The 13,715-nt window shown below is 59.3% G+C and carries 13 protein-coding genes; 6 read left to right on the plus strand and 7 right to left on the minus strand.

Features of this window, described 5'->3' with window-relative positions:
• Positions 1-157: 157 nt before the first annotated feature.
• Positions 158-550, plus strand: coding sequence for a hypothetical protein (locus AO068_RS03030; protein ID WP_058407615.1), 393 nt, complete (start codon positions 158-160; stop codon positions 548-550).
• Positions 551-583: 33 nt separating this feature from the next.
• Here AO068_RS03030 and AO068_RS03035 read toward each other — a convergent pair whose 3' ends face one another.
• On the minus strand, positions 584-772 hold the full coding sequence (locus AO068_RS03035) for a hypothetical protein (protein WP_005779813.1): 189 nt from the start codon (positions 770-772) through the stop codon (positions 584-586).
• Positions 773-1,015: 243 nt separating this feature from the next.
• Between AO068_RS03035 and AO068_RS03040 the strand changes: the two genes are divergently transcribed.
• The gene (locus tag AO068_RS03040; RefSeq protein WP_058407616.1) at positions 1,016-2,824 is read left to right on the plus strand and encodes a monovalent cation:proton antiporter-2 (CPA2) family protein; all 1,809 of its coding nucleotides are present in this window, start codon (positions 1,016-1,018) and stop codon (positions 2,822-2,824) included.
• 42 nt (positions 2,825-2,866) lie between these two features.
• On the opposite strand, the gene AO068_RS03045 is transcribed toward AO068_RS03040, so the two are convergent.
• The 3 genes from AO068_RS03045 to moaB all read right to left on the minus strand — a co-directional run bounded on the left by AO068_RS03045 (position 2,867) and on the right by moaB (position 5,638).
• The gene (locus tag AO068_RS03045) at positions 2,867-3,793 is read right to left on the minus strand and encodes a glycosyltransferase family 2 protein (RefSeq protein ID WP_058407617.1); all 927 of its coding nucleotides are present in this window, start codon (positions 3,791-3,793) and stop codon (positions 2,867-2,869) included.
• A gap of 87 nt (positions 3,794-3,880) precedes the next feature.
• The gene (locus AO068_RS03050; RefSeq protein WP_058407618.1) at positions 3,881-5,092 is read right to left on the minus strand and encodes a molybdopterin molybdotransferase MoeA; all 1,212 of its coding nucleotides are present in this window, start codon (positions 5,090-5,092) and stop codon (positions 3,881-3,883) included.
• 6 nt (positions 5,093-5,098) lie between these two features.
• On the minus strand, positions 5,099-5,638 hold the full coding sequence (moaB, locus tag AO068_RS03055) for a molybdenum cofactor biosynthesis protein B (RefSeq protein WP_002553131.1): 540 nt from the start codon (positions 5,636-5,638) through the stop codon (positions 5,099-5,101).
• 75 nt (positions 5,639-5,713) lie between these two features.
• Between moaB and mobA the strand changes: the two genes are divergently transcribed.
• The gene (gene mobA, locus AO068_RS03060; RefSeq protein WP_058407619.1) at positions 5,714-6,313 is read left to right on the plus strand and encodes a molybdenum cofactor guanylyltransferase MobA; all 600 of its coding nucleotides are present in this window, start codon (positions 5,714-5,716) and stop codon (positions 6,311-6,313) included.
• A gap of 104 nt (positions 6,314-6,417) precedes the next feature.
• Positions 6,418-6,642: a YgdI/YgdR family lipoprotein gene (locus AO068_RS03065; protein ID WP_002553129.1), complete on the plus strand. Its 225-nt coding sequence runs from the start codon at positions 6,418-6,420 to the stop codon at positions 6,640-6,642.
• Between the two features lie 76 nt (positions 6,643-6,718).
• Here AO068_RS03065 and AO068_RS03070 read toward each other — a convergent pair whose 3' ends face one another.
• On the minus strand, positions 6,719-7,609 hold the full coding sequence (locus tag AO068_RS03070; RefSeq protein WP_058407620.1) for a pseudouridine synthase: 891 nt from the start codon (positions 7,607-7,609) through the stop codon (positions 6,719-6,721).
• 184 nt (positions 7,610-7,793) lie between these two features.
• On the opposite strand from AO068_RS03070, the gene AO068_RS03075 reads away from it, so the two are divergent.
• A complete protein-coding gene (locus AO068_RS03075) occupies positions 7,794-8,648 on the plus strand; it encodes a shikimate dehydrogenase (RefSeq protein WP_058400196.1) in 855 nt (284 codons plus the stop codon).
• Between the two features lie 3 nt (positions 8,649-8,651).
• Here AO068_RS03075 and AO068_RS03080 read toward each other — a convergent pair whose 3' ends face one another.
• Both AO068_RS03080 and quiC read right to left on the minus strand, forming a co-directional pair.
• Positions 8,652-9,323, minus strand: a complete 672-nt coding sequence (locus tag AO068_RS03080; protein ID WP_010212247.1) for a TetR/AcrR family transcriptional regulator — start codon at positions 9,321-9,323, stop codon at positions 8,652-8,654.
• Positions 9,324-9,430: 107 nt separating this feature from the next.
• Positions 9,431-11,338 carry a 3-dehydroshikimate dehydratase QuiC gene (gene quiC / locus AO068_RS03085; protein ID WP_057401620.1) on the minus strand — a complete coding sequence of 636 codons (1,908 nt, stop codon included), beginning with the start codon at positions 11,336-11,338 and terminating at the stop codon, positions 9,431-9,433.
• Between the two features lie 617 nt (positions 11,339-11,955).
• Here quiC and AO068_RS03090 point away from each other — a divergent pair.
• Positions 11,956-13,284, plus strand: coding sequence for an MFS transporter (locus AO068_RS03090; RefSeq protein ID WP_058407621.1), 1,329 nt, complete (start codon positions 11,956-11,958; stop codon positions 13,282-13,284).
• Positions 13,285-13,715 lie beyond the last annotated feature (431 nt).

Here is a 13,715-nt window from a genome sequence, read left to right on the forward strand (position 1 = left end):
GACTGCCCGATCTTCATCTACCCTGAAACGCACAGCGCTGCGGCCACCCCGTGCGTGTTGGCGTTTTTATTTTTTTCCATTGATAACTGAGGTTTTGCTGCGCTCGTTCGTCTTAGTAACTGAGATTGTTTAAAAAAGCCTGAAAAGGAGTTTGTGGATGTTCAATCGCCAAGGAATCACGACTCGCACCCTGCTGCGCCAAACAGCACTGGCTGCGCAGGCACAGTCGCCCTCTCTGGAGACAGAGCGGCCCGGAAACGAGCACATCCGACTGCTCCTGAAAAGCTTTGGTCTGCGTACCAGCCTGGTCAGGCTCAAGGTGCTTGATGCGCTTCTGGTATCGAGCGAGGAAGGCCAGCCATTGGGAGTACGGGGCGTGCACAGCCAGCTGCTCAGGCTTGATGTACCGCTGTCGTTTCTAAGTGTGCGCGAAGTGCTCAAGCGCCTGTGCGATGAAGGCGTGATTCATCTCAATGACGACAAGACCTACAGCCTGCACCCTCGTGCCCGACAATGGCTGGGTGATGCGAGCAAGGATGGTGCCCAGTAAAACGGGCCTCGTCATCCTTGCCACTTGCCGCGCTTACCGCTTGACCTTGCGGCGCATGATCCCGTTAAGAATCACGACCAGTACGGCCACGCTGATTGCGATGTACTGAAAGGTTTTTTCGGTGATGACACCGCTGTTTTGCAGGTGCGACAAGCCCAGCATGATCGCCAGAACGCCGAGGGCGATCAGAATCGAGTAAATCAAACGCTGCTTGTTGGTCATAACGGTTTCCTGAATGCTCGTGAGCGGGCAGTTGGCACTGCCTGTTTGCGCGCATAGCTTACGCCGATGCGCGACGAATGGCATCGTCAGCCTGCCCTGCTCCCCTCCTTCGCATCCTTCACGCGCGCTCTATCAACCGCGTTGATTATTGTCATGCCGCGATGAACGTTGCCGTGTAAAACTCCCATGCTTTAATACCGCCCTGCTCAAACAGTGTGTTCAATTATTACCAAGGAGTTTTACATGCCCCATGAAGGCAGCCTGTTGCAGGCCGCAGTAGTGTTTCTACTCGCCGCCGTGCTGACAGTACCGCTGGCCAAGCGCCTGAAGCTGGGCGCGGTGATCGGCTATTTGTTCGCGGGAGTGATCATCGGCCCTTCGGTGCTGGCCTTGATAGGCGACACGGAGAGCGTCAGCCACATTTCAGAGCTGGGCGTGGTCTTGCTGCTGTTCATCATTGGTCTTGAGCTGTCGCCAAAGCGTTTATGGGTCATGCGCAAATCGGTGTTCGGCGTCGGCATGGCGCAGGTGTTGCTGACAGGCCTGGTCATTGGCGGGATCGCGTTGTTTGCCTTCGGCCAGTCGCTGAACACTGCGGTCATTCTGGGTCTTGGCCTGGCGCTGTCATCCACGGCCTTCGGCTTGCAGAGTCTGGCCGAGCGCAAGCAGTTGAACAGCCCGCATGGCCGGATGGCGTTCGCTATCCTGCTGTTTCAGGACATTGCAGCAATTCCTTTGATTGCCATGGTGCCATTCCTCGCCGGGGCCGATCACGCAATGGACACCGGCGAAAGCATCAACCACGGCCTGCGCGTGCTGGGCAGCATTGCCATCGTGGTGATCGGCGGACGCTATTTGCTGCGTCCGGTATTTCGCATCGTTGCCAAGACCAAAATCCAGGAAGTCTCGACCGCCACTGCCTTGCTGGTAGTGATTGGTACGGCGTGGCTGATGGAACTGGTGGGCGTGTCCATGGCACTGGGCGCATTTCTCGCCGGTCTGCTATTGGCAGACTCCGAATACCGTCACGAATTGGAAGCACAGATCGAACCGTTCAAGGGGTTGTTGCTGGGGCTGTTCTTCATCAGTGTCGGCATGGGTGCCAACGTCGGCCTGTTGCTCAGTTCGCCCCTCGCGGTGCTGGGCCTGACGCTGCTGTTGATCGGAATCAAGCTGCCGATGCTGTTCCTGATCGGTCGTACCGCTGGCGGCCTCAATAACCGCAGCGCGCTGCAACTGGGCCTGGTGCTGGCCGCCGGTGGCGAATTTGCCTTCGTGGTGTTCAAGATCGGCAGCGCTCAAGGGCTGTTCGAGGCAGGGCTTTACGACATGCTGGTGTTGACCATCACGCTGTCGATGGCGATCACGCCGCTGTTGTTCATTGCTCTGGCGCGCTGGATCAAACCCAAGGCCAAGGCCGTCAACGTGCCGGACGAATACCGCGATATCCAGACTGACAAACCACGCGTGGTCATCGCAGGCATGGGCCGTATGGGGCAGATCGTAGCGCGGATCCTGCGGGCGCAGAAAATCCCTTTCATCGCTCTGGATACCGCCGTGGAATCGATCGAGTTTTCGCGCAGCTTCGGTAATGTGCCGGTGTTTTATGGCGACCCGCTGCGTCCGGAAATACTGCGTGCAGCCAAGGTTGATGAAGCGGAATACTTTGTCATTGCGACGGATGATCCGGACACCAACATCAAGACCGCCGAGTTGATCCGCAAGCTGTATCCACACATGAAGATCATTGCCCGCGCACGTAACCGCCAGCACGTTCACCGGTTGATGGACATTGGCGCTCATGCCGTACGTGAGACGTTCTATTCAAGCCTGGAGATGAGCCGTCAGACCTTGATGGGGCTGGGCCTGACCGAAGCACAGGCCGACGCGCGCATCAGTCGCTTCAAGCGCCACGACGAACAAGTGCTGGCCGCACAGCATGAAGTGTATGACGACGACGCCAAGGTTCTGCAGACCGCCCGCGAAGCCAGGGCCGACCTCGCGCAACTGTTCGAGGCAGACCGTCTGGACGAAGAAGCCGCGAAAAGCTGATGTGCCAGACGCCGGGCGCTCAGCGTCCGGCGCAGGGTTCGCTCAGGCGTAAGGGCTGTCCCAGTAGCGCTTGTACATCCCGAGCTTTTTTTTCACACCGCGGGGCAGGCGCTTTTCCTGCTTGCTCAGCTTGTAGGCCAGCAGCTTCAGCGCATTACGCACGAACGACATGGGCCACCAGAGAATTCGCCGGGGTCCGAGGAATTTAAGCTCGGACTTGACGTAACGCATGCCCTCGCCGCCGATGCCACCAAAGGTTTCGTAGATCCAGGCTTCTCGGGACTGGAACACACCGATATCGAAGTAACGGCAAAACTCCTCGCGCAGGCTGTAGTTGTGCGAATGACGGCATACGGCCGAACCTTCATAAGCTGCTTTCCAGCCAGCGATCAGCATTTTGGCAGTGACGTACATGTCTTCGGAAAGAATCACATGCCGGGGAAAGCCGCCGATCTCCCGCAACGCTTCACCGCGATAGGCCGCGAACGAGTTGGACATGAATGGCGTCTTGATGCCCAGCGTGCGGGCATCGGCCAAGGTTTTGATCTGCGACGTCGGAGGGTAATTGAACAACCGTGCATGCTGAGCCAACAGGTTGGCATTCTTGTGCGGCAGTTGACGCCCGCAGACCGCGCCGACCTTGGGGTCGGCGAAAGGCAACAGAATGTTGGCAATGGCATTGATATCTTCAACGTAGGCGTCCTGGGTCAGGTAGACATAGACGTCATAGTCGGGATGCAGATCGACCATCATCTGCCGGGTGCCGCCGTGGTTGAAGTCCTCGCTGTCGATGCGCAATACGTTGGCACAACGGGCTTGCGCCAGCTCCAGCGTGCCATCTGAAGAACTGGAGTCGACGATCAGTGTATCGAAGCTCGCAGTCTGCGTAGCCAGCGAGTCCAGTAGACGTTCCAGATCCTTGCGTCCGTTGTAGGTCGGGATCACACAAGCCACTCTCAATGGCGCCATAACAATACTCCAGGGCGAAGTCCGGTTGCCCAACTTGTCAGCGATGTTGAGAGTAGCTCATGCGTGCCCGCCCAACCATTAATCCACTCAGCCCAGCACTTCACTCAACGGGATGAAGTTGACCCAGTCCCCTTCGGCCACGGTTGAACCTTCACGCACTTCAATCAGGCCGTCAGCCCAGGCAGCACTGCGCAATACACCCGAGCTCTGGTTGCGATAGGCCACGGCCCTGCCCTGTTCCAGACGCCCGCGCAGGTATTCGCGACGATTGCCCGGACGCGTCCAGACAAAACCTGCGGGCACCGGAAACTGCAACGGTGCTACGTCAATCACACCTTGGCGGCGCAGCAGGTAAGCGCGCGCCAGCAAAGCGAAGGTGACCAGCGTGGAGGCGGGATTGCCGGGCAGGCCAATCACCGGTACGCCACGAAAATGCCCGAAGGTCAGCGGTTTGCCGGGTTTGATGGCCAGCTTCCAGAGCGTCAGCTCGCCTTCTTCGCGCAATGCGTGACCCAGGAAATCCGCTTCGCCCACCGAGACGCCGCCCGTGGAGAGGATGAGGTCGACATCGTGCAGATTCGCCAGCGCAGCACGAGTCTTCGCCAGATCGTCCGGCAGGATGCCTGCATCCACCACCTCGCATTCGAGCCGCTTCAGCCAACTGCACAGCAACACCCGGTTGCTGTTGTAGATCTGCCCCGGCCCCAATGGCTGACCTGGTTCAATCAACTCGTCGCCGGTGGACAGCACCGCGACACGCACCCGCCGGATCACCTCAAGCTCGGCGAGGCCCAGCGAAGCGGCCAGGCCCAATTCAATAGGACCAAGCCGCGTTCCGGCCGCCAGCACGGTATCGCCAACGCGGGTTTCCTGCCCCTGTGGACGAATGTTCTGCCCGACGCTCAGCGGCTCGCTGAAGCACACGCGCTGATCCGCCAGCACCTCGGCGTTTTCCTGCATCTCGACGCAATCGGCACCTTCAGGCATCGGCGCGCCGGTGAAGATTCGTGCACAGGTGCCAGGGGCCAGCGGCTCGGGTGCCTGACCGGCGAAGATGCGCTGGCTGACCGTCAACGGCTCGCCGCTCCAGTCCGCCGTGCGCAAGGCATAACCGTCCATGGCGCTGTTCGGCCAGGGCGGCAGATCCAGCGTGGAGACCAGATCTACCGCCAGTACGCGGCCTTCGGCATCGGCCAGCGGAACACGCTGGCGATCAGTGATCGGCGTGGCCTCGGCCATCGCCAGCAGCCGCGCGATAGCCTCTTCGACAGGCAGCAAGGTTTTCGGCTCGTTGTTCATCAGCACTCAACCACGAGTCGCACAGGGCTCGGCCTGCTTTAGGTGCGGCACGAAGTTGCAGGGCCGGAAGCGCGAATCCAGTTGCTGGGCGAGAATACCGTCCCACGCCGTACGCACCGCATTGGTGGAGCCCGGCAGGCAGCACACCAGGGTGCCATTGGACAGGCCCGCCAATGCACGAGACTGAATGGTCGAGGTGCCGATATCCGGCACCGAAATCTGCCGGAACAGCTCACCAAAACCATCAACCTGCTTGTCCAGCAAGCAAGCCACGGCTTCCGGCGTACTGTCACGGCCGGTAAAGCCGGTGCCACCGGTGATCAGCACGACCTGCACCTGATCGTCAGCGATCCAGGTCGCTACCTGAGCGCGGATTTTGTACAGGTCATCCTTGAGCAGCACACGCTCGATCAGGCCATGACCGGCGTCGGTCAGGCGGTCGACGAACATCTGGCCCGAGGTATCGGTTTCACGGGTGCGGGTATCGCTGACGGTCAGCACGGCGATATTCAGGGGTACGAAAGGTGTGTCAGCCTTGGCTTTCATGGCCTCATCCAGTTGTTAAGGAAACAGGCCGGTGTTATATCACAGCACTCCTTTTGACTGCCCGCCGAGTGTTTGATGAATGTCCTTGCCGCACTGCCGCCCTGCTCTATCCTGCTGCTGGCCGGAGGTCGCGGGCAGCGCATGGGCGGGCGCGACAAGGGCCTGATCGAGTGGCAGGGCAAGACGCTGATCGAGCATCTGCACCGGCTGACCCGGCCGCTGACCGACGACCTGATTATTTCCTGCAACCGCAACATCGAGCGCTATGCGCAGTACGCCGATCAACTGGTGCAGGACGATGATGCCGATTTCAACGGCCCTCTGGCCGGAATTCGCGCCGCCCTGCCACTCGCCCGGCATCCGTGGTTGCTGGTTTTGCCCTGCGATGTACCTTTGGTCGATGAACCGTTGCTGAAAGCGTTGCGCGAGAAGGCTGTTGAATGCCCGGAGCGACCAATAATGGTGCGTGAAGGCCAGCACTGGCAGCCGCTTTTATGTATGATCCCCATCGCTCACGCCGCAACGCTGGAAGCCGCATGGCAGGCCGGCGAACGCAGCCCGAGACGGGCCCTGGAACCGCTGCAACCAGTCGCCCTGCAACTGGAAGCCGGTGATTCACGCCTGGCCAACCTGAACACCCCCTGTCTATTGACCGGGATCAGCGAGAAACCGTAGCAAGTGGCTGGCTATTGAACTTGCTGACGGTGTATACGGAACTTTGCCGACGGTGTATCCGTCTGAGAGTTCAGTAAATCAAGAATCCATCTGGAGACACAGTAATGAAACAACGGACCCTTCCCGCTGCCTTCCTGCTTGCATTGAGCATTGCCTCCCTCGCCGGCTGCGCATCGCCCACTGTGATCACCTTGAACGATGGTCGTGAAATCCAGGCTGTCGACACGCCAAAGTACGATGAAGAATCGGGCTTCTACGAGTTCAAGCAACTCGACGGCAAGCAGACCCGCATCAACAAGGATCAGGTACGTACCGTCAAGGATCTGTGATCCGGGCGTCGCGTGACTGATTTGGAAAAACCCGCCGAGTGCGGGTTTTTTTTGGCCGTCAGCCCGGCTTTAGCGCTTACCAGTCGAGTTCAAGCAGGCTCTCGAACTGACGCTGTTCACCGCTGAGCGGGTCGATGAAGCGCAAGCCCTTGGCCAGCAGCTTCAGAGGGTTTTGATAATCGTCGACAGGGTCTTTTACCACGTCCGGGTAGAAAGGATCGTTGCAGATCCCCGCGCCCAGCGCTGCCATGTGCACGCGTAGTTGATGTTTCTTGCCGGTCACCGGATAAAGCCCGTACCGCCACAATTGATCCTGCCGCTCGAGCACCTCGATCTGCGTCCGGGTATTGCTCGCCCCTGCTCCTTCCTGCATGCGAAAGAACGGTTCGCCTTCAACCAGACGGCTTTCGTGCAAACGTGGAAACTCCAGGCCCGGCAGCGCTGGCGCAATGGCTTGGTAGAACTTGTCGATCTGCCGGGTGGGAAACAGTGCCTGATAAGCCGAGCGCGTCTGTCGGTTGGCGGAAAACAGCACCAGCCCCGCGGTGTGCCGGTCGATACGGTGCAGCGGTACCAGATCGGGGTTGCCCAGGCGATGGATCAAACGGCGCAGCAACGTCTGCTCGACGTACTCGCCTGCGGGTGTCACGGGCAAAAAGTGCGGTTTGTCCGCCACCACCAGATGCTCGTCGGCGTACAGAATCGTCTCGAGCACCGGGATCGGCGTTTCATTGGGCACCTCACGGAAATAGTGAATGCGCAGGCCCTCCCGGTACGCAAGGTCAGGCGCGATGGCCTTGCCGTTTTCGTCCAGTACCCGCCCGCGGGCAATACGGTCCAGCCATTGTTCGCGGCTGATGGCGGTGAATTTCGCGCACAGGCAATCAAGCACTGTGGCCCACGCGCCCGGTGGCAGGTACAACGTGCTGGCTTGTTGCTGTGCGGCGCTGAAAACGGAATCGGGCATGTGCGGCGTGAACTCTGGCTGATCTGAAGCGGCTGGCCGTGGATTATCACTGATTAGGGCGATCACCGCACAACATCGCTGCGTAGTAATCGCCTGCCACCTGCGGCACTATTAACCATCTGGTACATTCCGCTCAACACCTGCTCTGGACCGGGCAGTGGCACAAAAACAAGAGACGTATTCTATGACCCATGCTGAAAAAACATCCGTTCTCGCCGGCCTGATCGGCTCGGGTATCCAGGCCTCGCGAACGCCCGCCATGCACGAGCACGAAGGCGATGCACAGAACCTGCGCTACTTGTATCGGCTGATTGATATCGACGCCCTGCAACTGGACATCAGCGCCCTGCCCCGGCTTATCGAAAGCGCGCAAAACTGCGGCTTCACCGGCCTGAACATCACCTTTCCGTGCAAGCAGGCAGTTATCCCCTTACTCGACGAGCTGTCCGCCGAAGCCCGCGGTATCGGCGCAGTGAATACCGTGGTGTTCAAGGACGGCAAGCGCATCGGTCACAACACTGACTGCCTGGGCTTTGCCGAAGGCTTCCAACGCGGCCTGGACAAGGCTCCACGTCAGCAGGTGGTGCAAATGGGCGCAGGTGGCGCAGGCGCTGCCGTGGCTCATGCGTTATTGAGCGCTGGCGTCGAATGCCTGACGGTATTCGAAGTCGAGCCGCAACGCGCGCAAGGCCTGGTGGACAACCTCAACGCGCATTTCGGTGCCGGACGGGCGCAGGTGGGTGTCGATTTGCCTGCCGCGATGGCCAAAGCCGATGGCCTGGTCAATACCACGCCGGTCGGCATGACCAAACTGCCAGGTACGCCGCTGCCGGTCGAGTTGCTGCGCCCTGAGCTGTGGGTCGCGGAAATCATCTACTTCCCGCTGGAAACCGAACTGCTCAAGCATGCCCGTGCACTGGGCTGCCGCACGCTGGATGGCAGCACCATGGCGGTGTTTCAGGCGGTCAAGGCGTTCGAATTGTTCAGTGGCCAGTCAGCCGATGCAGAACGGATGATGGCGCACTTCCATACGCTGTAAACCTCAGCGCTTGAGATAACGCAGCACAGCGTCGCAAATCATCGCCTTGTGACGCTGTTTGACCTCCTCGCTCCACAGCTCGATCTGGAAAATTTCGCTGAAGGTATGGCGGTTGGAGATCCGGTAAAAGCAGAACGAACTGATCATCAGGTGCAGGTCCACGGGATGAACGCCATCGCGGAACAAGCCACTGGCCTCGCCGCGACGCAGGATGCCGTCGAGCGCCCTGATGATGTTCTGGCTTTTGGCCTGGATCGAATCGGACTGTTTGACGTTCTCGCCGTAATGTATGTTTTCGATGCACACGATGCGGACGAAATCGACGTTGCTGTCGTGGTGATCGAAAGTGAACTCCACCACGCGATGAATAGCCTCGACAGGCTCCAACTCACTCAGGTTCAGCTCGCTCTCGGTGTTGCGAATCGCACCGTAGAGTTTTTCCAGCACTTCGACATACAGCTGCTCCTTGCTGCCGAAGTAGTAATAGATCATCCGTTTCGAGGTTTTAGTGCGCTCGGCGATGGCATCGACGCGCGCTCCTGTAAGACCGTGGGCAACGAATTCGGCGACAGCAGCCTGAAGAATGTCTTCGCGGGTTTTTTCCGGATTGTTCTTGCGGCCCTTGGGCACGGTAGCGGCAGGTTCAACGGCAACGGCGGAGTCGATTTTTTTCATTGTTGGCTCATGACCACGGGTAATGCGCGAAGTATGAAGCTGACCGCAGGCAGAGGGAAGCTGCGAGGAATTCGAACCCTCGCAGCAGCTCTACTTTCGGTCTCGCGTTACAGCCGCGCCTGACGCGCTGCCACATTGCGCGCCTTGGCCATCGCCGCCAGACGCACCGGCACGTTGGCCGCGCCATAGCCCACGTAGCCATTCTTGCGTTGCAGGATCTCGAAGAAGAAGCGCCCGTCGAAGGCATCTGTGTAGACGTGGAACAGCTCGCCGCCCTGCGCATCGCGGTCATAAAGCACGTTGTAATACGCCAGTTCGCTGAGAAACTCTTCATCGAAATCGAAGCGGGCTGCCAGGTCGTCGTAGTAATTGAGCGGGATGTCCAGCAACGGCACCCCCGCCTCCTTGGCGCGGCTGACCTCGGCAAAGATGTCTTCACAGGAGAACGCAATGTGATGCACCCCAGAGCCGCGATAGCTCGACAGCGCGTGGGAAATGGCCGTGTTGCGATTCTCGGAAATGTTCAGCGGCAGGCGCACGGTACTGCAACGACTGCGCAGGGCACGACTTTTCACCAGACCATAGGGGTCGGGCAAGACCACTTCGTCATCGGCCTCGAAGTCCAGAATGCTTTTGTAGAACAGTACCCAGCTGTCCAGGCTGTCAGCGGGCAGCGCCATGGCCATGTGGTCGATACGCTGTAAACCACCCTTGGCAACCGCTTGCGGGTCGACGACAAAATCGCTGTCGTAAATCGATTCTCCGGGCGCAGCGTTATCAACCAGATAGATCAGGCTACCGTCGGGCGCGCGGACCGAAGGAATCTCCCGCTCATTGGGGCCGACCAGCCCGCGATACGGCTGGCCTTTGAAGGCCCGAGCACGCTCCAGCGACTGATGGCCGTCATCGACGCGCAAGGCAGTGGCGCACAGCGACGGCCCGTGGGCCTCGAAAAAGCTGTGGGCAAAAGAATAGGGTTCGGCATTGAGCACGATCTTGATATCACCCTGCCCCAGCAGACTGACCGCCTTGGAGCGATGCTGACCCAGCTTGGCAAAGCCCAGCCGTTGCAGCCAGCCTGACAGGCGCGCGCCGTGGCTCTCGTCGACCGCGAACTCCAGAAACTCGACGCCGTTGTAAGTGCTGGCAGCGGGCGGGTTGAAGAGTATTTCAGGCGCAGCGGCTGGCTCGTCACGCGCCATCAACTGGCGGGTTTTTTCCTCCAGATAAAGCAGCGAACGCAAACCGTCCGCCGCATTGGCGCGAGTCGGGGCGGCACGGAAACCGTCGTTGAACACTTCCAGCGACAACGGACCGGTGTAGCCACTGCGCAGAATCGGCGCGAGGAAACCCGCAAGATCAAACTCGCCTTGACCGGGGAAGCAGCGGAAATGGCGGCTCCACTCCAGCACATCCATGGCCAGAATCGGCGCGTCGGCCATTTGCACAAAGAAGATCTTGTCACCCGGGATTTGCGCAATCGCGCTCGGGTCGCCCTTGAGTGACAAGGTATGGAAGCTGTCGAGCAGCACACCGAGTGCCGGATGATCAACCTGACGCACCAGGTTCCAGACCTGTTGCCAGGTGTTCACATGCTTGCCCCAGGCCAGCGCCTCATAACCGACACGCAGGTTACGGGCTCCGGCACGCTCGGCCAGCAGGCTCAGGTCATCCAGCAGAATGTTCTCGTCGCCCACCGAATCGGCAGACGCATTGCTGCAGACCAGCACCAGATCGGTGCCCAGTTCCTGCATCAGATCGAATTTGCGTTCGGCACGGTCGACATTGCGCTGCAGGCGATCACGGCGGCAGCCTTCAAAATCCCGGAACGGCTGGAACAGGGTAATGGCAATGCCCAGATCAGCACATATCTGCCTGACGTTGCGTGGGCTACCGTCGTAATACAACAAGTCGTTTTCGAAAATCTCGACGCCGTCAAAGCCGGCTGCGGCGATGGCTTCGAGCTTTTCGGGCAGAGTACCGCTCAAGGATACGGTAGCAATTGAACGCTGCATGCTTTTCAGCTCCTGGATGAACGCGACCTGTTTCGGTCGCGACTGGACAGCACCGCATTCCTGGCCTTTCCCGGCCTTATTCAGAGGTGCGAGTAAAGTATTTGCCTGTCAAAATACTACAGCAACATAAAGTGTACGAACCGGTTAGTTTTACGTTCGATTATCGAACAAAAGCCGTTTTACTCAATTGACGCTGTACCACGCAATGCTCAACATCAGCATCACATTGCAGGGTAGACCCGCAGTCAAACGTTTTGATCTTTTGCTTCATCAGCAGCAACCCATAACAATTCAAAAAACAGGAACATTGCTCATGTGCACCCTTCTCGCTTTGCTCGCCCGCTCGCCCGTCCGTCTCACCAGACGTCAGGTTCAACGAACTCGTCCGGCCAAAAGCCCCGCGCGGATCTGCGTCGCCTGAAACATTCCAACACACTTGCGCGGCCCAACCTGTAAATTGTCGGCCCGACGGATCGTCTCGATGAAAGCCTGAGTCAACAGGCCAGTCGAATCACGGTTCTACGACTTCACTTTACCTGCACAACGCCTGCATCGAGTGGACTTCTCAGTCCGACTGTTGCCAGCAGCACAGTCCTGGAACGGATGGTTAGAACATCATGCTTAACACCCAGACCAACCCTGTCGCCCAGGCCGCCCGTGCCGGGATGGGCGAAAAGATTCGCGGCGCACTCGCCGTGGGCAAGACGCGCTGGGGCATGCTCGCCCTAGTGTTCTTCGCCACCACGCTGAACTACATCGACCGAGCGGCGCTTGGCGTCATGCAGCCCATCCTCGCCAAGGAAATGAGCTGGACGGCGATGGACTACGCCAACATCAACTTCTGGTTTCAGGTCGGTTACGCGGTGGGCTTCGTGCTGCAAGGCCGCTTTATCGACAAGGTCGGCGTCAAGCGCGCGTTCTTCCTCGCGGTGCTGCTGTGGAGCCTGGCGACCGGCGCTCATGGCCTTGCGACTTCCGCTGTGGGCTTCATGGTCTGCCGGTTCATTCTGGGCCTGACCGAGGCTGCCAACTACCCGGCCTGTGTAAAGACCACACGTCTGTGGTTCCCGGCGGGTGAACGTGCCGTGGCGACTGGCATTTTCAACGCTGGCACCAACGTCGGCGCAATGCTGACGCCGGCGCTGCTGCCGCTGATCCTTACCGTCTGGGGCTGGCAGGCCGCCTTTATAGCGATGGGTTCGCTGGGGCTGATCTGGGTCACCATGTGGCGCCTGAAGTACTACAACCCCGAAGAGCATCCGACCGTCAGCAAGGCCGAGCTGGATTATATTAATCAGGAAGTCGAACCTGCGCCGGTCAAGGTGCCCTTCACCGGCATTCTGAAGATGCGCGGCACGTGGGCGTTCGCGCTGGCTTACGCCATTACTGCGCCGGTGTTCTGGTTCTACCTGTACTGGTTGCCGCCGTTTCTCAATCAGCAATACAACCTGGGTATCAGCGTGACGCAGATGGGCATCCCGCTGATCCTGATCTGGCTGACCGCTGACTTCGGCAGCGTGGGTGGCGGCATCCTGTCCTCCTGGCTGATCGGGCGCGGCATGCGTGCGACCACTGCGCGTCTGCTGTCGATGCTGATCTTTGCCGTCACTATCTGCAGCGTGGTATTCGCCGCCAACGCCAGCGGCCTGTGGGTGGCGGTACTGGCCATCTCGCTTGCGGTGGGTGCGCATCAGGCCTGGACCGCGAATATCTGGAGCCTGGTGATGGACTACACGCCCAAGCACATGATGAGTACCGTGTTCGGCTTCGGCGGCATGTGTGCGGCCATTGGTGGTATGTTCATGACCCAGATTGTCGGTGCCGTGTTGACCGCCACCAACAACAATTACAACGTGCTGTTCACCATGATCCCGGCGATGTACTTCATCGCGTTGATCTGGCTGTACTTCATGGCCCCGCGCAAGGTGCCGACGCTCAGCGAGTAATCGTCTGACACCGTCATAAAGGCCCGGCTCACTCAGTGACCGGGCCTTTTTGCTATTGTCCCCACGCTTTGCGCAGAGTGACGAAAAGTGCTCTCCCGGACGCCTCTCGTGGGTCTGCGACCTCAGGTGGATTGAGGTTCGACTCAGGTCACCTTTGTTATCCCAGACGCCGCTCGTTCCTCACGCTCCGCATGGGAATGCAGTTCGTGACGCTCCGCGTCACACGGCGATTCTGTGGTTTCAGGTGGATTAGGGTTCGACTCAGGTCACCTTTGTTATCCCAGACGCCGCTCGTTCCTCACGCTCCGCGTGGGAATGCAGTTCGTGACGCTCCGCGTCACAAAGCGGTTCTGTGGTTTCAGGTGGATTGGGGGTCGAATCAGGTCACCTTTTCGCCCCTCGGCGACCTACTTTGATGGGGCCAAAGTAGG

Origin of the sequence: Pseudomonas sp. ICMP 3272 (assembly GCF_001466905.1) — a bacterium.
Classification (GTDB): Bacteria; Pseudomonadota; Gammaproteobacteria; order Pseudomonadales; family Pseudomonadaceae; genus Aquipseudomonas; species Aquipseudomonas amygdali.

Coding starts and splice junctions, on each gene's coding strand:
- AO068_RS03075 (WP_058400196.1), top strand. CDS start 7,794: ATGACCCATGCTGAAAAAACATCCGTTCTCGCCGGCCTGATCGGCTCG.
- AO068_RS03040 (WP_058407616.1), top strand. CDS start 1,016: ATGCCCCATGAAGGCAGCCTGTTGCAGGCCGCAGTAGTGTTTCTACTC.
- mobA (WP_058407619.1), top strand. CDS start 5,714: ATGAATGTCCTTGCCGCACTGCCGCCCTGCTCTATCCTGCTGCTGGCC.
- quiC (WP_057401620.1), bottom strand. CDS start 11,338: ATGCAGCGTTCAATTGCTACCGTATCCTTGAGCGGTACTCTGCCCGAA.
- AO068_RS03050 (WP_058407618.1), bottom strand. CDS start 5,092: ATGAACAACGAGCCGAAAACCTTGCTGCCTGTCGAAGAGGCTATCGCG.
- AO068_RS03080 (WP_010212247.1), bottom strand. CDS start 9,323: ATGAAAAAAATCGACTCCGCCGTTGCCGTTGAACCTGCCGCTACCGTG.
- AO068_RS03070 (WP_058407620.1), bottom strand. CDS start 7,609: ATGCCCGATTCCGTTTTCAGCGCCGCACAGCAACAAGCCAGCACGTTG.
- AO068_RS03035 (WP_005779813.1), bottom strand. CDS start 772: ATGACCAACAAGCAGCGTTTGATTTACTCGATTCTGATCGCCCTCGGC.
- AO068_RS03065 (WP_002553129.1), top strand. CDS start 6,418: ATGAAACAACGGACCCTTCCCGCTGCCTTCCTGCTTGCATTGAGCATT.
- AO068_RS03090 (WP_058407621.1), top strand. CDS start 11,956: ATGCTTAACACCCAGACCAACCCTGTCGCCCAGGCCGCCCGTGCCGGG.
- moaB (WP_002553131.1), bottom strand. CDS start 5,638: ATGAAAGCCAAGGCTGACACACCTTTCGTACCCCTGAATATCGCCGTG.
- AO068_RS03030 (WP_058407615.1), top strand. CDS start 158: ATGTTCAATCGCCAAGGAATCACGACTCGCACCCTGCTGCGCCAAACA.
- AO068_RS03045 (WP_058407617.1), bottom strand. CDS start 3,793: ATGGCGCCATTGAGAGTGGCTTGTGTGATCCCGACCTACAACGGACGC.